A 22530-nucleotide genomic window follows, 5' to 3' on the forward strand; every position below is an offset into this window, starting at 1 on the left:
CGCTCAGCGCCGGCGCACCAGCCGGCGCAGCCGCGCGAGCGGGTGCGGCGGCCGCACCTTCTTCCGCGTGCCGGTGTAGTCGGCGAGGTCGAGCGCCTTCGCCTCCTCCGGCGTCGGCGCCCTGCCGCCCAGGTGGGCCGGCTGCCACCACAGGTCCTCGGGGCCGGCCGGCTGCTGCGGGTACTCGCGCTGCGCGCGGTCCAGCAGCTGCTCCATCGCCGCGCGGGTGCGGGCCAGCAGCGCGTCGACCGCCTCGCCCGGCGCCGGCAGGATCGGCTCGCCGAGCAGGACGGTGACCGCGACGCCGCGGCGCAGCTGGGGCTTGTGGTGCTTGGTGGTGATCCGCTGCCCGCCCCACACCGCGGCCGGGACGATCGGCACGCCGGCGTCGATCGCCATCCGCGCGGCGCCGGCCTTGAGCTCCTTGACCGTGAAGCTGCTGCTGATGGTGGCCTCGGGGAAGATCCCGACCACCTCGCCGTCCTTGAGCGCCCGCACCGCCGCCTCGAACGCGGCGGCCCCGGCCCGGCGGTCCACCGGGATGTGGCCCATCGCCCGCATGAACGGCCCGGCGAACCAGTGCCCGAACACCGACGCCTTGGCCATGAACCGCACCAGCCGCCCGGCCGGGAGCGCGCCGAGGCCGAGGAAGGTGAAGTCCAGGTAGCTGACGTGGTTGCTGCAGATGATCGCTCCGCCGGAGGCCGGCACGTGCTCGGCGCCGCGGACGTCGAAGCGGAAGCCGAACAGCCGGAAGACGACCAGCGCGAGGCGGACGACGAACCGGTACGGCCGGTCGCGCCGATCCGGGTGCGACCCGTACAGGTCGGGCCGGACGACGTCGCGCCAGCGAGCGATCTGCATGTGCCGGACCCTAACCGGGCTGACCGGACGCCGCCTGGGACCGGTCAGTCCGCGGTCGTGACCTCGACCGCGGCCCGGACGACGGCGGCGAGGTCGCCGGTCTCCCGGTACACGGCGCGCTGCCGGGCGGCGCCGGTGCCGCGGTCGAGGACCGCCGCGACGCCCGCGGCGACCCGTTCCTCGTCCCCCGTGTCGGCGAGCGCGGGGCGCACGTGCTCCAGCAGCGCGGCGACGACGTCGGCCGCGGGGGCCGGGCGGCCGTCCAGCGGGGACACCAGCTCACCGCCCAGCCCCGAGCGGGCCGCGCGCCACCCGGCCACCCGGACGAGCTCCGTGCGCACCTGCGGAGCCGGTACCCCGTCCCGCCACTCCCGCGCCGCGGTCTCCACCAGGCCGCGGACCAGCCCGGCGTGGGTGACGGCGTCCTCCACGCGCAGGGCGACGTCGGCGGTGCGCACCTCGACGGTGGGCCAGGTCTCGGACAGGCGGGCGTCGAAGTAGACCATCCCCGCGTCGACGATCGTCCGGGTCGCGACCAGGCCGGCCACCACCCGGTCGTAGTCCGCGGCGTCGGCGAACAGCTCCGTCGGCCCCGACGAGGGCCACCGGTTCCAGGCCTGCGAGCGGAAGCTGGCGTAGCCGCTGTCGCGGCCCAGCCAGAACGGCGAGTTGCTGGTCAGCGCGGTGAGCACCGGCAGCCAGACCCGGATGCGGTTGAGGACGGCGACGCCCTCCTCCCGGTCGGCGACCGAGACGTGCACGTGGCAGCCGCAGGTGAGCTGCTCGAGCGCGGTCAGCCCGAAGGTCTCGGTCATGTCGGCGTACCGCTCCCCCGGCGTGGTGACCGGCTCGACCCGCACCGGCGAGCTGGCCAGGGCCGCGACCCGGGCGCCGACGGCCCGCGCGGCGGCGTCGGCCCGCCCCCGCCAGTGCCGCAGCTCCTCGGTGACACCCGCCAGATCGCGGCACACCCGGGTGCCCAGCTCGATCTGCTGGGCCTTCAGCTCGGGGACCAGGTGGCCGACGGGGTCGTCGCCCCCGTCGTCCCCTCCCCCGCCCTCGCCGCGGGTCTCCCGGTCGTGCTCACCGACCGTCTCGGCTTCGCCCCACCGGGCGGCGGCCTCCAGCGCCTGCGGTCCGAGCGGGACCGGGACCCCCGACGGGTCCACGACCAGCAGTTCCTCCTCGACGCCCAGGGTCCGCACGCGCCCATCGTCCCCAGCCGGGCGCCGGGCCATGCCGGGGTCGCCCGATCGGTGCACCGGCGCCGGAGGCGCCGTACCTGTCAACGGCGGTCCCTGCCGGGAAAATCGTGCGATGTTGTTGGGGATAACGGTAGACTTCCGCAATGGCTCGTGAGTGGCAGCTCCCCCTGCCCGAGATGCCGGCGCCACCGCCCGAGCGGGCCTGGCGGCGGCTGACGGCGCCCGAGGGGTACGAACCGCAGTGGCGGCGGCTGGTCGACGCCGCCCTGGAGCTGGGGCTGGGCCCCGACGACCTCGCCGAGGACGGGCTGGAACCGGTGGCGGTGGCCCGCGGCTGGCGGCCGGCGACGGTGACGCTGTACAGCAAGGTCGCCCGGTACGGCGGCGTCGCGCTGCCCGTGCCCAAGACGCCGGAGCCCGATCCCCCGACGCTGGACCTGCGGCCGCTGACCGAGATCCGCAGCGAGGACCCGGAGCACCTGCGCGCCGTCGTCTGGTGCGCGCTGGCGCTGGGCTGGCCGGCGGCCGTGGGGCAGTTCCGGTCGCTGCGCCGCGAGCAGGTCTCCCCGTCCGCGGGCCGGCTGGTGGTGCGGACCGACGACGGCGAGTGGTCGGTGCCGGGGGCCACGACGGCCTGGCACGCCTGGGAGACCGTGCGCGGCCGCTTCCCGGCCCTGGCGTCCAGCCCCTGGGTGCTGCCGGCGCTGCGGCGCGGGCCCGGCCTGGACTCGCGGATCGGGGGCCGGCTGTCCAACCAGGCGCTGCAGGTGACGTTCACCAAGCACGCCGTCGGCACCGGCCACCACCTGCGGGCGACCGCGGCCCCGCGCGGGCGGGACCGGGCCGCGGCGCTGGCGGAGGCCTACCGGGAGCTGTCCTACGACTCCTACCGGCGCCTCGCGCTGGCCGCCGGGGCGCCCCCGGTCAGCAGCCGCGGCGTGGTGCGGGCCGAGCGTGCCGTGGCCCGCGAGGCCCGCCGGGCCGGCTGATCACAGCAGCGACAGCTGCTCCGGCGCCGCCGCCGGCCGGTCGGTCGGCCCGGCGGCGGCGCCGGGCAGAGCGGCCGCGGGGTCCTCGCGCCGCTCGGGGAGGCTGCCGGCCGGGAAGGACGCCTCGTCGTCGTCGGGGACGCCGATCCCGCGCGCCGCTCCCCCGGCCTGCCGGTCCAGCCCGTGCGCGGCGAGCAGCGGGCCGACCCGGCCGGCCAGCCAGCGGCGGTACTCGGCCGGCACGTACGCGCCGCGGCCGTACAGCTGCCGGTAGCGCGGCACCAGCTGCGGGTGCTCGCGGGCCAGCCAGGCCGTGAACCACTCCCGCGCGCCGGGGCGCAGGTGCAGCGGCACCACGGTCACACCCGTGGCGCCGGCGGCGGCGATCGCGCCGATCGCGGCGTCCAGGTCGGCCAGCCGGTCGGTCAGCCCCGGCAGCACCGGCGCGAGGAACACCCCGCACGGCAGCCCCGCGTCGGCCAGCGCGCGGACCAGGTCGAGCCGGGCCCGCGGGGAGGGCACGCCGGGCTCGAGCGCGGCGTGCAGCTCCTCGTCCCAGATGGCCATGGAGACGCCCAGGCCGACCGGCACGTCCCGCGCGGCCGCGGCCAGCTGCCGGACGTCGCGGCGCAGCAGCGTGCCCTTGGTGAGGATCGAGAACGGCGTGCCGGAGCCGGCCAGCGCGCCGATCACCCCGGGCATCAGCCGGTACCGGCCCTCGGCCCGCTGGTACGGGTCGGTGTTGGTGCCCAGCGCGACGTGCTCGCGCCGCCACGAGGGCCGCGACAGCTCCTTGCGCAGGACGTCGACGAGGTTGGTCTTGACGACGACCTGCGTGTCGAAGTCGCGCCCGCTGTCGAACCCGAGCCACTCGTGCGAGCCGCGGGCGAAGCAGTTGTGACTGATCACCCCGTTGGCGACGAAGTCGCCGGTCCCCGTCGTGATGTCGAACATCGGCAGCTCGAGACCGAGCGGTTCGATGCCCACCACACGGAGGTCGGCGTCGCTCTTGACCGCGATCCCCTCGACACCGCACGTGCGCCGGATCGCGGGGTCGACCGCGTGGAGGAAGCGGAGGTGCTCCCGCAGCCCGCCGCGGACGCGCACGTTCTTGACCCCGTTGGGTAGCCGGCGGTCCTCCAGCACGCAGTCGAAACCGAGCGCGGCCAGGGCGGCCTGGGTGTGGGCCAGCATGGCGGTGTCGGTGTTGCAGATCCGCAGCACGTGCCCGCTCCGGCTGCCCTCCGCGTCGAAGATCCCGGCCAGGAAGCCTCGCTGCCAGGCCGGCGACGGCGCACCCGGCCACTCGACGAGCTCCTGGATGGCGGTGACCGAGGCCGCGGCCGACGTCCGGATCGCGGTCATCGCCCGTCGGGTCTCCGAGGCGGCGGAGAAGACGAACGTGTCCGTGCGGATGCCGACCTGTGCCAGGTACTCACGGGTCCGGTCGAGTCCCTCGACGTCCGCGAGAGCGAGCCGGAAGCGGTACTGGTCCGCGTGGCGGCGCCCCGGCCTGCTGTAGCGGTACACCTTCAGGTGCGCGTCGCCCCGGATCATCCCGGTGAGGTACCCCCGTCGGTAGTCCGCACCGGCCGCCACCGGGTCCGCCGACCGGCCGAAGCCGAGCAACTCGTCGTTCGTCGTCAGGTGCGGGCGCTGGGCGGATCCGCCCATCGCTCCGGTGACGTGCTTCCACCCGCGGCCGCTCAGGAAGCGGTGGTCGCCGCTCGCGACGATCTCCGTCCCGTCCGCCAGGGTGATCCGATGGCCCGGCTTGACCGTGGACCAGTGCGCGAGCACCTCTGTGGTGACGTAGTGCCGGTAGGTGCCGCGCCGCTCCGTGCCCACGATCCGGTCCCCGATCCTGAGGTCCGCGATGGGCTTCTGGCGCCCGTCTGCCATGAGCACCAGCGTGTCCCCAGCCAGGCAGTAGGCACAGGCATGGCTGCAGCCGCGGTACGGGTTGATCGTGTGCCGGAACGGCATCGCCGAGTCGGCCGGGACGGCGTTGAGCGCCGACCGGGCGCGCACCTCGTGGAACGTCAGCCCGGGGAACTCCGCGGCCTGCACGCTGCGCAGCAGGCCGCGGATCGAGGGCATGCCGGGCAGCGTCGTCGGCTCCTCGAGGTCTAGCCGCTGGGCGTCCCACCGCACGGACACATGCGAACACACGTTCGAGGGCCTGTCCAGCGGGACACGGCGTCAGGGGACGACGTCGGCCCGCACCATCACCACGCCGGCCGGGTCCGCCGGCGCCGAGGGCAGCACCCGGCGGTAGACGGCCAGGCCGGCCGCGCACGCCTGCGGGTCCGTGTCGCCGGCGACCACCCCGGCGCGCGCCCGGCGGTGCTCCCCGCCCAGCCACAGCTCCACCTCGGCCGGCTCGGTGAGGTTGCGCCACCAGGTCTTGCGCTCCGCCGCGCCGACGAGCACCCACACGGCCGATTCGGCCCGCGCGTACTGGACCACGACCTCGTGCGGGCGGCCCGTGCGCCGTCCGCGGTAGCGCAGCACCGCCAGCCGCCGGCCAGGCCCGGCGCCCAGCGGGGACCGCAGCAGCCGCCGCAGCACCGGGTTGGCCAGCCGGTTGGTCGCCGCGAAGCCCCTGGACACGGACGGCAGGCTAGCGCCGCGACCGCGGCCCGCGCCCCGTTCGGCGGCGGGCCGAAGGGCCGTTGCCGGAGGCATCGTCCCGGAGGCACCGTGGCGCTCCCAGCCGTTCGGCAGGAGGCTTCCCATGCCCGACGACACCCCGATCGTGTACTACACGCCGGGCTGCCCGTACTCGGCCGCGCTGCGCGGCCGGCTGACCCTCCTGCGGATCCCGCACCGTGCGGTGCGCTTCCGCGACGACGAGGACGCGGCGGCGGCCGTCCGCGCCCACCACGAGCGTGGCCACGAGATCTCCCCGACCGTGCTCGTGGGGGGCCGGTACCTGACGAACCCGTCGGTGCGGCAGGTGCGCGAGGCGATGGCCTCCCGCTGACCGGCGGGACCGCCGCGGCCCTAGATCGGGGGCCGGTCCTCGAACACGGTGGACAGCACCACGGTCGTCCGCGTGCTCACGTTGGCCTGCGAGCGGATCTCGCGGAGCAGGTCCTCCAGCGCCTCGGTCGAGGCGACGCGGACCTTGAGCACGTAGCTCTCCTCCCCCGCGACCGAGTGGCAGGCCTCGATCGCGGCGAGGTGGGCCAGATTGCCCGGCGCCTCCTCCGCCCGGGCCACGTCGATGGGCGTGATCGCGACGAACGCGGTCAGGCCCAGCCCCAGCGCGGACGCGTCCAGGGTCGCCCGGTACCCCGTGATCAGCCCGCGCTGCTCCAGCCGCCGCACCCGCTGGTGCACCGCCGACACCGACAACCCGACCCGCTCCGCCAGGTCGGTGTAGCTGGCGCGGCCGTCGCGGGCCAGCGCGGCGAGCAGGGCCCGGTCGACGTCGGCCGGCTCAGCCGGGGAGTCGGACGAGTTCACGGGGACCGGAGTTGACCGACCGGACGCCGTCGGCGGTGCAGACGACGATGTCCTCGATCCGCGCGCCGCAGCGCCCGGCGAGGTAGATGCCCGGCTCGACGGAGAAGGCCATCCCCGGCACCAGGGTCAGCTCGTTGCCGGCCACGATGTAGGGCGCCTCGTGGGTGTCGAGCCCGATGCCGTGCCCGGTGCGGTGGATGAAGTGCTCGCCCCAGCCGGCCTCGGTGATGACGCGGCGGGCGACCGCGTCCACCTCCTCGGCCGCGATGCCGGGCCGGACGGCGGCGCAGGCGGCCCGCTGGGCCTCCTGCAGCACCGCGTACCACTCCGCCGTCTCCGCGTCGGGCTCGCCGCCGACCACGTAGGTGCGGGTGCAGTCCGAGCGGTACCCGCTGGGCAGCTCGCCGCCGATGTCGACGACGACCAGGTCGCCGGCCTGCACGGTGCGGCCGGAGAGCTCGTGGTGCGGGCTGGCGCCGTTGGGCCCGGAGCCGACGATGGTGAAGTCGACGGCGACGTGCCCCTCGGCCAGGATCGCCGCGGCGATGTCGGCGCCCGCCTCGGCCTCGGTGCGCCCCACCCGGAGGAACTCGCCCATCCGGGCGTGCACCCGGTCGATCGCGGCGCCGGCGGCGGCCAGCTCCTCGACCTCGGCCGGCGTCTTGACCATCCGCAGCCGGTCCAGCACCGGCCCGGCCAGCTCCAGCGCAGAGCCCGGCAGCGCCCGCTGCACGCCGAGCGCGTGCTCGGCCCAGGTGCGGGCCCCGACGGCGACGCGCACCGGGGCGGCGCCGAGCCGGTCGATCGCCGCCCGCGCCAGCAGGGCGAACGCGTCGTCGGTCTCGTCCCAGGCGAGCACGTCGAGGCCCAGCGCGCCGGCCGGGCTGGCGTCGACCATGGGCGCCTCCAGCCGCGGCACGACCAGGAAGGGTTCGCCGCGCCGCGGCACGGCCAGGGCGGTGAGCCGCTCCATCGCGTGGGCGTCGTAGCCGCTGAGGTAGCGCAGGTCCGACCCCGGCGTCACCACCAGCAGGTCCAGGCCCACCTCCCCGGCCACGTCCCGCGCGGCGTGCACCCGCTCGATGGTCACCAGAGCCCCCGCGTCACCCGTCACCCCCGGAGGATATCGGCGGCGCACTACCGATCTCGCCCGGATTCCGCCCGCCGTCGGCGCGGGCCGTTACCGTGCCCGGTCGTGACGACGATGCTGCTGGACGCGGCCAGCCTGTACTTCCGGGCCTTCTACGGAGTACCGACGAGCGTGACCTCCCCGGACGGCCGCCCCGTCAACGCCGTCCGCGGGTTCCTGGACATGACCGCCCGGCTGATCACCACGCACGGCCCGGACCGCTGGGTGGCCTGCTGGGACGACGACTGGCGGCCGGCGTTCCGCGTCGAGGCGCTCCCGTCGTACAAGGCGCACCGGCTCTCCCCCGGCGGCGGCGAGGAGGTGCCCGACGAGCTGAGCCCGCAGGTGCCGGTGCTCGTGGAGGTCCTCGCGGCCGCCGGCCTGGCCCGGGTGGGCGCCCCCGGCTACGAGGCCGACGACGTGATCGGCACGCTGGCCACCCGGGCGCGCGGCCCGGTCGACGTCGTCACCGGCGACCGGGACCTGTTCCAGCTGGTCGACGACGCGCGCGGGGTGCGGGTGCTGTACACCGCCCGCGGGATCATGGACATCGAGGTCGTCGACGAGGCCGCCGTCGCGGCGAAGTACGCGATCCCGGGCCGCGCCTACGCGGACTTCGCCGTCCTGCGGGGCGACCCCAGCGACGGCCTGCCCGGCGTCGCCGGGATCGGGGCGAAGACGGCGGCGGCGCTGATCACCGAGTTCGGCGACCTCGCCGGCATCCGGGCCGCGGCGGCGCGCACCGTCGTCCCGAAGCCGCCGCTGACCGCCGCGGTGCTGAAGAAGCTGCACGCCGGCGCGGAGTACCTGGACGCGGCGCCGGTGGTGGTGGCGGTGGCCCGGGACATCGACCTGCCGCCCGTGGAGGGCGACCTCCCCCGCCGCCCGGCGGACCCGGCGGCGCTGGCCGCGCTGGCCGAGGCGCACGGGATCGGGTCGTCGCTGCGCCGGCTGGGCGCGGCGCTGGGCTGGCCGGCCGACGCGCTCGACTGAGCCGCGCCGGCCGGCCGGGCCTCACTCGCCGGACGGGCTCCAGGTGTAGGCGCCGTCGTCGCTGGTGATCTCGAGGGTGATCGTCACGTCGCCCTGCCCCTCCTCGGTGCCCGTGCACTCGTAGGTGGCGCCGACCTCGACCTCCATGTCGTCGGGGCAGCTGAGGTCGCTGAGCGTCGTCGCGTACTGCTCGCCGTACTGCTGGCTGACCGCCGACTGCACCGCGGCGGTGTCGAGCACCGTCTTGTCGAGCACGAACAGCGGCAGGATGATCGCCGCGGCGACGATCACCAGGCCGAGCACGACCAGGCCGACGATCAGGCCCGTCTTCGACTTCTTCGGCGGCTGGCCGTACTGGCCCTGCTGCCCGTAGCCCGGCCCGTACTGGCCCTGCTGGCCGTACTGGCCCTGCCCGTACTGGCCCTGCTGCCCGTAGCCGGGCTGCCCGCCCTGCTGGCCGTAGCCCGGCTGGCCACCCTGGCCGTAGCCGGGCTGGCCGTACTGCTGCCCGGGCTGGCCGTACGGCTGGCCCTGCGGCTGACCGGGCTGCTGGCCGTAGCCGGGCTGCCCGCCCTGCTGACCGCCGTACCCGCCGGGCGCCGGCTGGCCGTACTGGGGCTGCCCGTACTGCTGGCCCGGCTGCCCGTACTGGCCCGGCTGGTTGCCACCCTGCGGTGGGTTGGTCATCGTCTCTCCCGGTCGGGGTCGATTCGCTGCGGAGGGCCCCACGGAACGGGGCGGGGGCATTGTGCACCACTGCCGTGCCGCAGGCGGGCAGGCAGCGCGCAGGTCATCCGGCCGGGTTCCCGGGCGGTCACCCGTCGACGGCGACGGCCACCACCCCGCGGCGGACCCGGGTCACCGCCGCCCGCGCGGTCGCCGCCACCGCGTCGTCGGCCACCTTCGCCAGCTGGTCGAGCAGGTCGAGCAGCTGCCGCGCCCAGCGCACGAAGTCGCCGCCGGACAGCTCGGTGCCGGCCTGCTCGGCGCCGGCCAGCACCCGGTCCAGGTCCTGCCCGTCGGCCCAGCGGTAGGCCGCCCAGGCGAACCCGAGGTCCAGGTCCCGGCTGTGCGGGACCCCGTGGTCGGCCTCGACGTCGGCCAGCCGGACACGGATCCGGCGCATCTCGGCGATCGCGGCGGCCACCTTGCCGGCGGGGACGGCGGGCTGCACCGGCGTCTCCCGGCGGGCCTCGAACACCAGCGTGGAGACGACGGCGGCGAGCTCGGCCGGGGTCAGGCCGCGCCAGGCGCCCGAGCGCAGGCACTCGGCCACGAGCAGGTCGGCCTCCGACCAGATGCGGGCCAGGCGGCGGCCCTCGTCGGTCACCACGGGGACGTCGTCCACCGCGGGGACGACGGTCGTGTCGGCCGGCACCAGCGGGGCGGCCTCGGGGACCAGGTAGCCCAGCTCCTCCAGGACGTCGCAGGTCCGGTCGAACTGCCGGGTGAGCGAGCCGGTGCGGTCGGCCATCCGCCGCTGCAGGGCGTCGGCCTCCGACACCGCCCGCAGCCAGCGCTCGGCGGCGCGGACCCGCTCCTCGCGGTCGGGCAGCCCGTGCACCGGGTGCGCCTTGAGCGCGCGGCGCAGGTCGTGCAGCACGGGGTCGTCGGCGGCGGCGGAGCGGTGCTTGACCCGGCGCGCGCCGAGGTCGTGCTCCAGGCGGGCGTTGCGCAGGGTGGCGGCCAGGTCGCGGCGGGCGTGCGGGCTGCGGTGGTTGAAGTTGCGCGGCACCCGGACGCGGGCCAGCGCGGTCACCGGCGTCGGGAAGTCGATGGGCCCGAGCCGGCCGGCCCACTTGTCCTCGGTGACCACCAGCGGCCGCGGCTCGCCGTCGCCGGACAGCCCCGCGTCGGGCACCCCGGGGTCCAGGACGACGGCCAGGCCCTGGCGCCGGCCCGACGGCACCCGGATCACGTCGCCCGGCCGCAGCGCCGCCAGCGCCTCGGCCGCCTCGAGCCGGCGCTTGGCCTGCGAGTCGCGGGACAGCTCCTTCTCCCGGTCGGAGATCTGCCGCCGCAGCTGCACGTACTCCGCGACGTCCCCGCCCGCGCTGGCCATCTCCGCGGCGAACCGCTCGGCGTCGCGCTCGTGCCGCGCCGCCGACCGGGCCAGGCCGACCACCGAGCGGTCGGCCTGGAACTGCGCGAACGAGGAGGCCAGCAGCTCGCGGGCGCGGGCGCGGCCGTGGCTGCCGACCAGGTTGACGGCCATGTTGTAGCTGGGCCGGAACGACGACCGCAGCGGGTAGGTGCGGGTGCTGGCCAGCCCGGCGACCACCGAGGGGTCCATGCCCGGCGCCCAGACGACGACCGCGTGCCCCTCGACGTCGATCCCGCGGCGCCCGGCCCGGCCGGTCAGCTGCGTGTACTCCCCCGGCGTGACGTCGACGTGCGCCTCGCCGTTCCACTTGACCAGCCGCTCGAGCACCACGGTGCGGGCGGGCATGTTGATGCCCAGGGCGAGCGTCTCGGTGGCGAACACCGCCTTCACCAGGCCGCGGACGAAGCACTCCTCGACCGTCTCCTTGAACGCCGGCACCAGCCCGGCGTGGTGCGCGGCGATCCCGGCGAGCAGGCCCTCGCGCCACTCCCAGAAGCCCAGCACGTGCAGGTCCTGCTCCGGCAGGCTGCCGGTGCGCTCGTCGACGATCGCGGCGATCTCGGCCCGCTCGGCCTCGTCGGTCAGCCGCAGCCCGGCCCGCAGGCACTGGTCGACGGCGGCGTCGCAGCCGTTGCGGCTGAACACGAAGGTGATCGCCGGCAGCAGCGCGGCCCGGTCCAGCCGCTCGATCACGTCGGGGCGGGCCGGCGGCCGGAACCGCGGGCGGAACTCGCCGCCCTCCCGGCGGCGGCCGTTGCCGCCGCCCCCGCCGCCCCAGGTGTCCAGCCGCCGCTCGTACTCCCGGACGTACCGGACCAGCTCCGGGTCGACGACGGAGGCGCCGCGCTCGCGGGTGGACTGCTCGCGCGGCAGCGCCCCCTGCTCGGCGGCGTGCGCGGCCGGGCGCAGCGAGAACAGGTCGAACACCCGGTTGCCGACCAGCATGTGCTGCCACAGCGGGATCGGCCGGACCTCGCTGACCACGACCGAGGTGTGGCCGCGGACGGTGACCAGCCAGTCGGCGAACTCCTCGGCGTTGCTCACCGTCGCCGACAGCGACACGAGGGTCACCGACTGCGGGAGGTGGATGATCACCTCCTCCCAGACCGCGCCGCGGAACCGGTCGGCGAGGTAGTGCACCTCGTCCATGACGACGTAGCCGAGCCCGCTCAGTGCCGGGGACTCGGCGTAGAGCATGTTCCGCAGGACCTCGGTGGTCATGACGACGACCGGGGCGTCGCCGTTGACCGCGTTGTCCCCGGTGAGCAGCCCCACCCGGTCGGCCCCGTACCGCTGGACGAGGTCGGCGTACTTCTGGTTCGACAGCGCCTTGATCGGCGTCGTGTAGAACGCCTTCCGGCCCTCGGTCAGCGCCTTGTGCACGGCGAACTCGCCGACGACCGTCTTGCCGGCGCCCGTCGGCGCGCAGACCAGCACGCCGGCGCCCGCGTCGAGCGCCTCGCACGCCTCCACCTGGAACGGGTCGAGGGAGAACCCGAGCTCGGCCGTGAAGTCGGCGAGCGCCGGGTGCGCGTTCCGCCGCCGGGCAGCCGCGTACCGCTCAGCGGGGCTGGACATGCCTCCCACGGTAGGCGTTCGCGGCGCCGTCCTCAGCGGGACCGGGCCGGGGGTGCCTCCCGCGTCGGCGCCCCTCCCCCGCGGCCCGACGTGCCGGGCCGCCATGGGCGGCGACAGTGTTGGGGATAACGGTTGTCGTCTCAGCCGCTGGACCGAGGACGTCGAGCGCTGTGCGGCCGCTGACCGTCCCGGTCCCGGAGTGGTCGCGCACCGCACAGCGCCCGTGGTCGGCGAGCGAGCCCGCCGCCGGTCGGGCCGGGCCGGCTCAGTCCTGCCGCGGGCCGCCGAGGCCCGGGCCGCCGTCCACGTCCCGGCCCCACTCGGCGGCGGCGGTCACGCCGCGCCGGCGGCGGCAGCGCGCCGCCCGGCCCCGAGCACGCGCAGCGCCCCGGGGACGCACTCGGCGACCACGGGCAGCGCGGCCACCCGCTCGCCGTCGGCGTAGGTGGTGAGGCCCGGGCCCCCCGGGGCGACGGCGAGCTCGACCCGGGCGGCGCGGTGCACCGCGACCGCCGGGTGCTCGACGTGGGTGCCGGCGGTGAGCCGCGGCCGGGTGCGCACCAGCTCCCGGCGGCTGACCGGGCCGACGACGGTGACGTCGAAGCGGCCGTCGGCCGGGTCGGCCGCCGGGCAGACGCGCATCCCCCCGCCGTACCAGGCGGTGTTGCCGACGGCGACCAGCGTGACCGGCACCGTCCGGGCCTCGCCGTCCAGCGTGAGCACCAGCTCCCGCGGCCGCAGCCGGGCGAGCTCGGCGAGGATCGCGACGTCGTAGCGCCGCGGCCCGCGCGGCCAGCGCAGCCGGTTGGCCCGGTCGGTGACGGCGGAGTCGAAGCCGCAGCACAGCACGGTGGCCCACCACCGCTCCCCCGTGCGACCCGCGTCGACGGTCACCGCCGCCCCGGCCCGCAGGTCCTCGGCCGCGGCCCGCGCGGCCGCGGCCGGGTCGACCGGCACGCCGAGCGCCAGCGCGAGGTCGTTGCCCGTCCCCGCGGGGACGACGGCCAGCGGCGTCGCGGTGCCCGCCACGGCCTGCAGGCCGGCGTGCGCGGCGCCGTCCCCGCCGACCGCGACGACGGCGGCCGTCCCGGCGGCCACCGCGGCCGCGGCCTGGCGCTCGGCCTCCGCCCGGGTGGTCGCCGGCAGCACCTGCGGTGCGACGCCGGCGTCGCGGAGGACGTCGAGCACGCCCGCGGCCGCCGCCCGGGCCCGGCCGCGACCGGCGGCGGGGCTGACGAGGACGGCCGCGTGCAGCCCGGAAGTGCCCACCCGGCCCGTCAGCGGGCGGGCGGGCCGGCCGGGCCGGCGACGGGCTCGTCGTCCAGGGCCGAGGGCTGGTCGTCCAGCGCCGACGGGGAGGCGTCCAGCGGGGAGGCCGCGTCGTCGTCCAGGTCGTGGAAGTGCTCGACGGCCGCCCGCTTGGCCCGGCGCCTGTCGACGATGCGGGCGATCTGGATCGCGATCTCGAACAGCACGATCATCGGCCCGGCCATCAGGAGCATGGTGAACGGGTCCTGGGTGGGCGTGACGAACGCCGCGAAGACGATCGTGAGGAAGAAGATCCACCGGCGGCTCTTGCTGAGCGCCTCGTAGCTCAGCACGCCGACGGCGTTGAGCATGACGGCGAACAGCGGCAGCTCGAAGCTGACCCCGAAGGCGACCAGCAGCGACAGGACGAAGCCGATGTAGTCCTGCGCGGTCAGCGCCACGACCACGCCGTCGCCGGCGAGGCTGAGCAGCAGCTTCAGGCCGGCCGACAGCGAGATGTAGGCGAGCACGGCGCCCAGGGCGAACAGCAGCGTGGAGGCCGCCACGAAGCTGATGCCGTAGCGCTTCTCGTTCCGCTTGAGCCCGGGGGTGACGAAGGCCCACAGCTGGTAGAGCCAGACCGGCGCCGAGATCACGACGCCGGCGAGCAGGCTCACCTTGAGGCGGATGAACACGCCACCGAAGACGTCGGTGATCAGCAGCCCGCAGCCGCTGTCGGCGTCGCCGTAGCGCAGGTCGGGGTCCAGCCCGCAGTACGGCGCCCGGATGAACTCCCCGAGGCCGTGCTCGTACCACCAGAAGCAGAAGCCCGCGGCGATCAGCAGCGCCAGCAGCGCCTTGCCGACGCGGTTGCGCAGCTCCGTGAGGTGCGCGATGAGCGACATCGTCGCCGCCGCGTCGCGCGGCGGGCGGCGCCTGCGGGTACGCCGGGGGGCGGCCTCGCTCACCGGTGCCGTGCCGACGGGCTCAGCGCGAGGTGTCGGCGGGGCGGGAGGCCTCGGCGGCCCTCGCCCGCAGCTCCGCCGCGCGCGCCTCGGCGGCCTGCGCCTCGGCCTCGAGCTGGGCCGCGGGGTCGGGGGTGACGATCTCGCCGCGGACCGGGGCCGACGTCTGCGCCGGCGCCTTGCTGCGGACGTCGTCGTCCTTCATGCCCTTCATCTCGCCCTTGAAGATGCGCAGCGAGCGGCCGAGCGAGCGTGAGGCGTCGGGCAGCTTCTTGTACCCGAAGAGCAGCAGGACGGCCAGGACGATCAGACCGATCTCCACGGGGCCGAGGTTCATCGGGTTCCTCCAGGGGTGGGCGACTGCACAGATGCTACGCCGGGGCGGGGCCCGGACCAGCCCCTCGCCTGGGGGGTCACCGGGTGTTCACATCGGGGGGTCGCTGCTCCTCCTCCCCGCTCCGGCTCGCCGCCGCGCGGGCCTGCACCGCCTGGACCTCGGCCATCAGCGGGGCGACCTCGCGCTCCAGGGCCTGCGCCTCCCGGCCCAGCCGCTGCAGCGCGCCGAACGCGCCGTAGGCCAGCCCGGCGAGCACGAGCAGGCACAGCACCGGGACGGCGATCCAGACGACCAGCAGCACGGCGCCGACCCTAGCCGCCGGCGCCGGCCCCGTACCGGGCGAGCGCGGCCCGGGCGTCGGCGGCGACCGCCGCGGCGAGCTCGGCCGGCTCGTCGACGACCGCGCCGCCGCCCAGGGAGGCCACCAGCCGGCGGGCCCAGGCGAGGTCGGCCGTGCGGACGGCGACGGCGAGGCCGCCCGGCGGGTCGTCGACCTCGCGGACGTCGTCGACCGGGTAGTACTCGGCGACCCAGCGGGCGCTGCCGGCCAGCCGCAGCCGGACCAGCGACGCCTCGGGGCCGGGCCGGTAGACGCCGCCCTCGACGTCCCGCTCGTGCGCCTCCGGCGGCGGGGCGGCGGGCTCGTCGAGCACCTCGACGTCGTCCACCCGGTCCAGGCGGAACAGCCGGACCCCCTCGGCGCGGCGGCACCACGCCTCCAGGTAGGTGTGGCCGTCGACCAGCAGCAGCCGCATCGGGTCGACGGTGCGCTCGGTCCGCTCGTCCCGGGTGGGCACGTAGTAGTGCAGGTGCAGCGCGCGGCGGCGCTCCAGGGCGTCCCGGACGACGGTGAGGGCCTGCTCGCGGGCGTCGACCGACAGCGCCACCGGGGTGACCCGCTCCCCGGCGTGGCCGGCGACGGCGGAGACCTTGGCCAGCGCCCGGCTGACGGCCTCCCGTTCGGCCAGGCCCGGCGACTCCAGCAGGGCCCGCAGCGCGACCACCAGCGCCACCGCCTCGTCGGTGGTCAGCCGCAGCGGCCGGACCATCCCGGCGGTGAAGGTGACCCGCACCCGGTCGCCCTCGAAGGACAGGTCGATCAGGTCGCCGGGCCCGTAGCCGGGCAGCCCGCACATCCACAGCAGCTCGAGGTCGCGCCGCAGCTGCCGCTCCGGGACGCCGAAGTCGCGGGCGGCCTCGGCCAGCGGGACGCCGTCCGGGCGCGCGGTCAGGTACGGGACCAGCGACAGCAGCCGGGTCATCCGCTCGGTGGTGCCCGGCGCGCTCATCGCGGCTCCCCCATGGCGGCCAGCCGGGTCAGCCGCTCGACGACGGCCTCGCGGACCGCCTGCGGGGACTCGACCAGCACGTCGGCGCCGTAGGCGGCCAGCTCGTCGGCCAGCCGCCGCGGATCGGTGGTGCGCAGCTGCAGCAGGTCGTCGCCGTCCGCGGCGGGCCCGAGCGGGACGGCGTGGCGGCGGAGCCCGATCGCCGTCCCGGGGCGGGCGCGGACGACGACCAGCTGCTCCTCGCCGCCGTCCTGGCGGGCGACGAGGGCGGCCAGGTCGAGGTCCGGCGGCGGCTCGAACGCGCCGGGCGGGCCGACGACCCGCGGCGCGCCGGCCACCCGGGAGAGCCGGAACACCCGGGGCGCCTGCCGGTCGAGGTCGTGGCCGGCCAGGTACCAGCGGCCGTGCCAGGCCACCACGCCCCACGGCTGCACCCGGCGGCGGGCCGGCGCGCCCTCGTCGGGACGCCGGTAGTCGAACTCGACGAGCCGGCGGTCGCGGGCGGCGGCGTAGCAGGGCTCGAAGGCGGGCTCGTCGGAGTCCAGCCGCGGGCGCAGCGGCAGCGCCCGGCCGGGGTCGACGTCCACGCCGGCGGCCTTGAGCTTGACCAGGGCGCTCTGCGCGGCGCCGGCGAGCTGCGCGGACTCCCACAGGCGCAGCGCCAGCCCGACGGCGGCGGCCTCCTCGCCGGTGAGGGTGAGCTCGGGCAGCTCGTAGTCGGCGCGGGCGATCCGGTAGCCGTCCTCGGTGTCGAACGCGCTGGTCCGGCCCGTCTCCAGCGGGACGCCCATCTCGCGCAGGTCGGCCTTGTCCCGCTCGAACATCCGCTTGAAGGCCTCGTCGGTTCGGTCGGTGCCGTCATCGGCCTCGTAGCCGGGCACGGTGGCCCGGATCTTCGCCGCGCTGACGTACTGCCGGGTGCCGAGGAGGGCGATGACCAGGTTCACCAGTCGTTCCGCCCGCTTCGCCGCCACGCGGTAAGGCTAGTCAGTCCCGGGCCGGGCGCTCGGCGGCGGCAGGTGTGCCGGTGAGCGACCGGTGATCACCGTGGCTAGCCTGCTGGCCGTGGGGGACGACCAGACGACCGCGAGCCGCATCCGCTGGCGACGCGGCACCGTGACCGCCGTGGGCCGCTCGTGGCGCGACGCCGTGGAGCTGACCGTGGAGGTGCCCGGGGACGGCGGCGTCCGCTCGCTGGCCCACCCGTCGATCGTGGGCCGCCCCGAGGTGGGCGACGACGTGCTGCTCAACACGACCGCGTGGGCGCAGCGGCTGGGCACCGGCGGGTACGCGCTGGTCGTCGCCGTCCCCGACCGGCTGCCGCCCGACCCGACCGGGCCGGGGCACCTGGTCAAGGCCCGGTACACGCCGCTGCAGGTCAGCGTGCAGGGCGTCGACGAGCAGGACACCGAGCACCACGCGGCCATCGCCGAGGCCGACGACCTGGACGGCATGCCGGTCGTCGTCGCCGACCTGCACTCGGCGCTGCCCGCGGTGCTCATCGGGGTGCTGGCCACCGACCCGGACCTGCGGGTGGCGTACGTGATGACCGACGGCGGCGCGCTGCCGGCCGGGTTCTCGCGGACCCTGTCGGCGCTGCGGGCGTCGCTGGCCGGCGTGGTGACCGTCGGACAGGCCTTCGGCGGCGACCTCGAGGCGGTGACCGTGCACACCGGGCTGCTGGCCGCCCGGCACGTGCTGCGCGCCGACGTGGCGATCGTCAGCCAGGGGCCGGGCAACCTGGGCACCGGCACCCCGTGGGGCTTCTCCGGGGTGGCCGCCGGGGAGGCGTGCAACGCGGTGGCGGTGCTGGGCGGGCAGGCGGTGGGCGCGCTGCGGATCTCCGACGCCGACCCGCGGCCGCGGCACCGCGGCGTCTCCCACCACTCGCTGACCGCGTTCGGCCGCGTCGCGCTGGGCGGGGTGACCCTGGTGGCGCCGCGCGGCCTGGGGTCGGAGCTGGGCCGGCAGGTCGAGGAGGACCTGGCGGGGCAGCCCGAGCGCAACCCGGTCGTCTGGATGGACGTCGACGGGCTGGAGCAGGCGCTGGGCCTCTCCCCCGTGCCGCTGTCGACGATGGGCCGCGGCTACGACCAGGAGCGGCCCTACTTCCTCGCCGCCGCGGCCGCCGGCCGGTACGCCGCCCTGCGCGTCCCCCTCCCCGTGACACCCGAGGCAGACGCGGCGACGGGCTGAGGGCGCCTCCCACGAGATCACATCGAGGCGATGAGCTTGTCCACGCGCTCGTCGACGGACTTGAACGGGTCCTTGCACAGCACGGTGCGCTGAGCCTGGTCGTTGAGCTTGAGGTGCACCCAGTCGACGGTGAAGTCGCGGCGCTTCTCCTGCGCCTTGCGGATGAACTCGCCGCGCAGCTTGGCCCGGGTGGTCTGCGGGGGCACGTTCTTGGCCTCGAAGACCCGCGGCTCGTGGGCCACGCGGTCGACCTGGCCGTTGCGCTCGAGCAGGTAGTACAGGCCCCGCCGCCGGCTGATGTCGTGGTAGGCGAGGTCCATCTGGGCGATCCGCGGGTGCGACAGCGGCAGGTCGTTCTTGGCCCGGTAGCGCTCGATGAGCTGGAACTTCGTCGCCCAGTCGATCTCCCGCTCGATGAGGGACAGGTCCCCGCCGTCGACCGCCTTGAGCACCCGGCCCCACAGCTCGAGCATCTGGCGGTGCACCGGGCCGAAGCCCTCGCGGTCGACGAACTCGGTGGCGCGGGCGTGGTACTCGGCCTGGATCTCCAGCGCCGACATCTCGCGGCCGTTGGCCAGCCGGACCTTGCGCCGGCCGGTCATGTCGTGGCTGATCTCGCGGATGGCGCGGATCGGGTTCTCCAGCGCCATGTCCCGGATCGGGACGCCGGCCTCGATCATCCGCAGCACCAGGTCGGTGGCGGCGACCTTGAGCAGCGTCGTCGTCTCGTTCATGTTCGAGTCGCCGACGATCACGTGCAGCCGGCGGTACCGCTCGGCGTCGGCGTGCGGCTCGTCGCGGGTGTTGATGATCGGCCGGGAGCGCGTGGTGGCGCTGGAGACGCCCTCCCAGATGTGCTCGGCGCGCTGGCTGATGCAGTAGATCGCCCCGCGGGGGGTCTGCAGCACCTTGCCGGCGCCGACGACGATCTGCCGGCTCACCAGGAACGGGATCAGCACGTCGGCCAGCCGGCTGAACTCGCCGTGCCGGCCGACCAGGTAGTTCTCGTGGCAGCCGTAGCTGTTGCCGGCCGAGTCGGTGTTGTTCTTGAACAGGTAGATGTCGCCGGTGACGCCCTCCTCGGCCAGCCGCTGCTCGGCGTCGACCAGCAGGCCCTCGAGGATCCGCTCGCCGGCCTTGTCGTGAACGACCAGCTCGGACAGGTCGTCGCACTCGGCGGTGGCGTACTCGGGGTGGCTGCCCACGTCGAGGTAGAGGCGCGAGCCGTTGCGGAGGAAGACGTTGGAGCTGCGCCCCCAGGACACCACGCGGCGGAACAGGTAGCGGGCGACCTCGTCCGGGGACAGCCGCCGCTGGCCACGGAAGGTGCACGTGACGCCGTACTCGGTCTCGATCCCGAAGATCCGTCGGTCCACGGTCCGAGCCTAGGCGTCGGAGGCGACATCGGCCGGTCCCGCGCGCTGGTGCCGCGCGGGACCGGCCGATCGGCGCTCAGGCGGCGCCGGTGTCCGAGGGGCTGCCGCCCGAGCCGTCGCCCGGGCCGGGCTGCGGGCCCGCTCCCTCGCCGCCGCCCTCGGTGCCGCCGGCGGTGTCGGGGGCGGCGGGGTCGCCGAGGCCGGCCGGGGTGCCGGGGGCCGGGACGCTGGGGGCGTGCGCCGCCGTCGTCCCCTCCGCCGCGGCCGGGCCGGCGCTGTCGTCGCCGAGCAGCGAGCGCAGCGCGCTGCCCACGACGCGGCGGAAGGCCCGCTTGGGCCGCCGGCGGTCGAGGACGGCGACCTCCAGCTGGGTGGCCGGGAGCAGCTCGCCGTCGCCGCCGTTCTGGTTGACCGCGGGGCTGACCGCCGACAGCGCCCGCACGCCGACGGCCAGGGCCTCGGCCAGGCCCATGCCGGGGGTGAAGTGCTCCCGCAGGTGCCCGGCGACCGCGTCGGCCTGGCCGCCCATGACCACGAAGTCGGCCTCGTCGACGATCGAGCCGTCGAAGGTGAGCCGGTAGAGCTGGTCGGACTCGGGGCTGTCGCCGACCTCGGCGACGCACAGCTCCACCTCGAACGGCTTCATCTGCTCGGTGAAGACGGTGCCGAGGGTCTGCGCGTAGGCGTTGGCGATGACCCGGCCGGTGACGTCGCGCCGGTTGTAGGAGTAGCCGCGGACGTCGGCCAGCCGGACGCCGGCCACCCGCAGGCTCTCGAACTCCGAGTACCGGCCGACCGCGGCGAACCCGATCCGGTCGTAGAGCTCGCTGACCTTGTGCAGGGTCGCGCTGGGGTTCTCGGCGATGAACAGGACGCCGTCGACGTAGGTGAGGACGGCGACGCTGCGGCCGCGGGAGATGCCCTTGCGGGCGTACTCCGAGCGGTCGCGCATCAGCTGCTCGGGCGACGCGTAGTACGGCATGGTCATGGCGCTCAGGCTCCCGTCGCGTCGCGGTCGGAGGCGGTGCGCTCGGTGACGATCGTGTCGGCGACGGCGGCGACCTCGTCGTCGGTCAGCCGGACCGCGCCCTCGGCGTCCACCCGGTAGACGATCGGGTAGAGCCGCCGGACCGGGTCGGGGCCGCCGGTGGCCGAGTCGTCGTCCGCGGCGTCGTAGAGCGCCTCGACGACGACCCGGGTGGCCGCGTCGGCGGCGAGGTCGGCGCGCCAGGTCTTCTTGAGCGAGCTCTTGGCGAACAGCGAGCCGGAGCCGACGGCGGCGTAGCCGCGCTCCTCGTAGTTCCCGCCGGTGACGTCGTAGCTGAAGATCCGGCCCGGGCTGACGCCGGGGGCGGCGTCGAGGTCGTAGCCGGCGAACAGCGGGACGACGGCCAGCCCCTGCAGCGCGGCGCCGAGGTTGCCGCGGATCATGCCCGCCAGCCGGTTCGCCTTGCCGTCCAGGGAGAGGGTCAGGCCCTCGATCTTCTCGTAGTGCTCGAGCTCGACCTGGTAGAGCCGGACCATCTCGATCGCGATGCCCGCGGCCCCGGCGATGCCGATGACCGACCAGGAGTCGGCCGGGTAGACCTTCTCGATGTCCCGGCTGGAGATCAGGTTGCCCATGGTGGCGCGGCGGTCGCCGCCCATGAGGACGCCGCCGGCGTAGGTGACGGCGACGATCGTCGTCCCGTGCGGGGTGAGGTCACCGGCCGGGAGCTGCGGCAGCGGCCGGCGGCCGGGCAGCAGGTCGGGCGTGGTCGCCGCGAGGAAGTCGGTGAAGGACGAGCCCACGCGGTCCAGGTACGCGGCCGGGAACCCCGTCCGTTCGGTCGGCCACTGGCTCAACCCGTCCACCTCTCTCGCACCCTCGACGAGGGGCTGCCGATCGCTGGTCCGCGCGCCGACCGGCGCGCCCGTCCGACCCTACCGGCGGCGCGTCGGCCCGCATGGCGGAGCCGGACGCGACGGGCGGGGCGTCAGCCGACCTGCAATCTCAGCCCGCGGTCGGCGGCTCCAGCGACGCGAGCAAGGCCGCCACCCGGGTGCGCACGACCTCGTCGTGGGGGCATCCGGCGCCCCGGCGGCGCAGGTCGCTGCGGACCGGGTCGCGCGACCGGCGCACCCGCCGCGGCACGTCCCGGTCCGCCACCGGAGGGCCTGCCGCTGGTGTCCGCCCGTCGCGATGCCGCTCGACGTAGGCGGCGGCCGCGCGCAGCACATGCGGGTCGTCCCTGAACTGGCCCAGACCGCCGTTGCAGTTGAAGCAGCACAACTGGCGCACGCGACCCGTCTCGTGGCAGTGGTCCACGTGCTCCGCAGGGGCGTTTCGGCAGATCGCGCAGAGTCCGCCTTGTACAGCGAGCATCACGTCGAATTCTTCCGCTGAGATCCCGTATCGCCTCGACAGGTGATAGGTCCTCGAGCCGCCGACCTTGTCCTTCGACGCCTTTCCTCTTGCGTTGTGGCACGGAAGGCAATATGTCGCCCGCCCCGTGGCGGTGGTGGTGGTGCGTGGGAACTGGTCCCAGGGCTTGACGACCCCACAATCAGGACACCACTTGTGCCCGTCAGGTACGCGAGTGCCCGGGGGCACGAAACGATGCTTGCGCGGTTGTGTACGACGCGCCTCGCGGCTTCGAGCGGAGCGCTCCGCCAGGTGCGCACGACAGTAGAAGGCCAATCCGTCCCTGGACCGCTTGTTCCGGCTGAACTCGCCTACCGGTCGGTGCGACCGACAATCACGACAGAACTTCGTCTCCACGGGGGAAGCCCCGAACCAAGATGAT

At 75.7% G+C, this 22530-nt stretch carries 22 protein-coding genes; 4 read left to right on the forward strand and 18 right to left on the reverse strand.

The features are described from left to right. Positions 1–3: 3 nt before the first annotated feature. On the reverse strand, positions 4–864 hold the full coding sequence (locus tag ACI79F_RS01925) for a lysophospholipid acyltransferase family protein (protein WP_456543576.1): 861 nt from the start codon (positions 862–864) through the stop codon (positions 4–6). Between the two features lie 44 nt (positions 865–908). Then, on the reverse strand, positions 909–2069 hold the full coding sequence (locus tag ACI79F_RS01930) for a carboxylate-amine ligase (RefSeq protein WP_456543575.1): 1161 nt from the start codon (positions 2067–2069) through the stop codon (positions 909–911). Positions 2070–2212: 143 nt separating this feature from the next. On the opposite strand from ACI79F_RS01930, the gene ACI79F_RS01935 reads away from it, so the two are divergent. Continuing rightward, positions 2213–3058, forward strand: coding sequence for a hypothetical protein (locus ACI79F_RS01935; protein WP_456543574.1), 846 nt, complete (start codon positions 2213–2215; stop codon positions 3056–3058). Here ACI79F_RS01935 and ACI79F_RS01940 read toward each other — a convergent pair whose 3' ends face one another. Beyond that, positions 3059–5212, reverse strand: a complete 2154-nt coding sequence (locus ACI79F_RS01940; RefSeq protein WP_456543573.1) for an intein-containing Rv2578c family radical SAM protein — start codon at positions 5210–5212, stop codon at positions 3059–3061. Positions 5213–5260: 48 nt separating this feature from the next. Continuing rightward, a complete protein-coding gene (locus ACI79F_RS01945) occupies positions 5261–5671 on the reverse strand; it encodes a nitroreductase/quinone reductase family protein (protein WP_456543572.1) in 411 nt (136 codons plus the stop codon). 124 nt (positions 5672–5795) lie between these two features. On the opposite strand from ACI79F_RS01945, the gene ACI79F_RS01950 reads away from it, so the two are divergent. Next, the gene (locus ACI79F_RS01950) at positions 5796–6044 is read left to right on the forward strand and encodes a glutaredoxin family protein (protein ID WP_456543571.1); all 249 of its coding nucleotides are present in this window, start codon (positions 5796–5798) and stop codon (positions 6042–6044) included. Between the two features lie 20 nt (positions 6045–6064). Here the strand turns inward: ACI79F_RS01950 and ACI79F_RS01955 are convergent, their stop codons facing one another. After that, positions 6065–6529, reverse strand: a complete 465-nt coding sequence (locus ACI79F_RS01955; RefSeq protein WP_456543570.1) for an Lrp/AsnC family transcriptional regulator — start codon at positions 6527–6529, stop codon at positions 6065–6067. Beyond that, on the reverse strand, positions 6504–7643 hold the full coding sequence (locus tag ACI79F_RS01960) for a M24 family metallopeptidase (protein WP_456543569.1): 1140 nt from the start codon (positions 7641–7643) through the stop codon (positions 6504–6506). Before ACI79F_RS01960 ends, ACI79F_RS01955 begins: the two co-directional genes overlap by 26 nt. Before the next feature lie 90 nt (positions 7644–7733). Here ACI79F_RS01960 and ACI79F_RS01965 point away from each other — a divergent pair, with 90 nt between their 5' ends. Beyond that, the gene (locus tag ACI79F_RS01965; protein WP_456543620.1) at positions 7734–8651 is read left to right on the forward strand and encodes a 5'-3' exonuclease; all 918 of its coding nucleotides are present in this window, start codon (positions 7734–7736) and stop codon (positions 8649–8651) included. A gap of 21 nt (positions 8652–8672) precedes the next feature. Here ACI79F_RS01965 and ACI79F_RS01970 read toward each other — a convergent pair whose 3' ends face one another. The 8 genes from ACI79F_RS01970 to ACI79F_RS02005 form a co-directional block, all read right to left on the reverse strand. Then, the gene (locus tag ACI79F_RS01970) at positions 8673–9338 is read right to left on the reverse strand and encodes a DUF4333 domain-containing protein (RefSeq protein WP_456543568.1); all 666 of its coding nucleotides are present in this window, start codon (positions 9336–9338) and stop codon (positions 8673–8675) included. Positions 9339–9465: 127 nt separating this feature from the next. Further along, on the reverse strand, positions 9466–12333 hold the full coding sequence (locus tag ACI79F_RS01975; protein WP_456543567.1) for a DEAD/DEAH box helicase: 2868 nt from the start codon (positions 12331–12333) through the stop codon (positions 9466–9468). Positions 12334–12666: 333 nt separating this feature from the next. Next, positions 12667–13602: a diacylglycerol kinase family protein gene (locus ACI79F_RS01980; RefSeq protein ID WP_456543566.1), complete on the reverse strand. Its 936-nt coding sequence runs from the start codon at positions 13600–13602 to the stop codon at positions 12667–12669. Between the two features lie 8 nt (positions 13603–13610). Further along, positions 13611–14486 carry a twin-arginine translocase subunit TatC gene (gene tatC, locus ACI79F_RS01985; RefSeq protein ID WP_456543565.1) on the reverse strand — a complete coding sequence of 292 codons (876 nt, stop codon included), beginning with the start codon at positions 14484–14486 and terminating at the stop codon, positions 13611–13613. An 82-nt stretch (positions 14487–14568) separates the two neighbouring features. Further along, on the reverse strand, positions 14569–14883 hold the full coding sequence (tatA, locus tag ACI79F_RS01990; protein WP_456543564.1) for a Sec-independent protein translocase subunit TatA: 315 nt from the start codon (positions 14881–14883) through the stop codon (positions 14569–14571). 76 nt (positions 14884–14959) lie between these two features. Next, positions 14960–15184 (reverse strand): hypothetical protein, encoded by a 225-nt coding sequence (locus tag ACI79F_RS01995; RefSeq protein ID WP_456543563.1) that lies wholly within the window; start codon positions 15182–15184, stop codon positions 14960–14962. A gap of 10 nt (positions 15185–15194) precedes the next feature. Then, positions 15195–16172, reverse strand: a complete 978-nt coding sequence (locus ACI79F_RS02000) for a helix-turn-helix transcriptional regulator (protein ID WP_456543562.1) — start codon at positions 16170–16172, stop codon at positions 15195–15197. After that, a complete protein-coding gene (locus ACI79F_RS02005) occupies positions 16169–17146 on the reverse strand; it encodes a helix-turn-helix transcriptional regulator (protein WP_456543561.1) in 978 nt (325 codons plus the stop codon). Before ACI79F_RS02005 ends, ACI79F_RS02000 begins: the two co-directional genes overlap by 4 nt. 64 nt (positions 17147–17210) lie before the next feature. Between ACI79F_RS02005 and ACI79F_RS02010 the strand changes: the two genes are divergently transcribed. Next, positions 17211–18368, forward strand: coding sequence for a DUF3866 family protein (locus ACI79F_RS02010; RefSeq protein WP_456543560.1), 1158 nt, complete (start codon positions 17211–17213; stop codon positions 18366–18368). A gap of 17 nt (positions 18369–18385) precedes the next feature. Here ACI79F_RS02010 and pafA read toward each other — a convergent pair whose 3' ends face one another. From pafA to ACI79F_RS02030, 4 genes are all read right to left on the reverse strand, one after another. Next, positions 18386–19744, reverse strand: a complete 1359-nt coding sequence (pafA, locus tag ACI79F_RS02015) for a Pup--protein ligase (RefSeq protein WP_456543559.1) — start codon at positions 19742–19744, stop codon at positions 18386–18388. A gap of 76 nt (positions 19745–19820) precedes the next feature. Then, positions 19821–20732: a proteasome subunit alpha gene (prcA, locus tag ACI79F_RS02020; RefSeq protein WP_456543558.1), complete on the reverse strand. Its 912-nt coding sequence runs from the start codon at positions 20730–20732 to the stop codon at positions 19821–19823. Positions 20733–20737: 5 nt separating this feature from the next. Further along, complete coding sequence (gene prcB / locus ACI79F_RS02025; protein ID WP_456543557.1) at positions 20738–21589, reverse strand: proteasome subunit beta; 852 nt, start codon at positions 21587–21589, stop codon at positions 20738–20740. Positions 21590–21737: 148 nt separating this feature from the next. Next, on the reverse strand, positions 21738–22505 hold the full coding sequence (locus ACI79F_RS02030; RefSeq protein WP_456578866.1) for an endonuclease VII domain-containing protein: 768 nt from the start codon (positions 22503–22505) through the stop codon (positions 21738–21740). Positions 22506–22530 lie beyond the last annotated feature (25 nt).

Source organism: Blastococcus sp. SYSU D00868 (genome assembly GCF_054050575.1).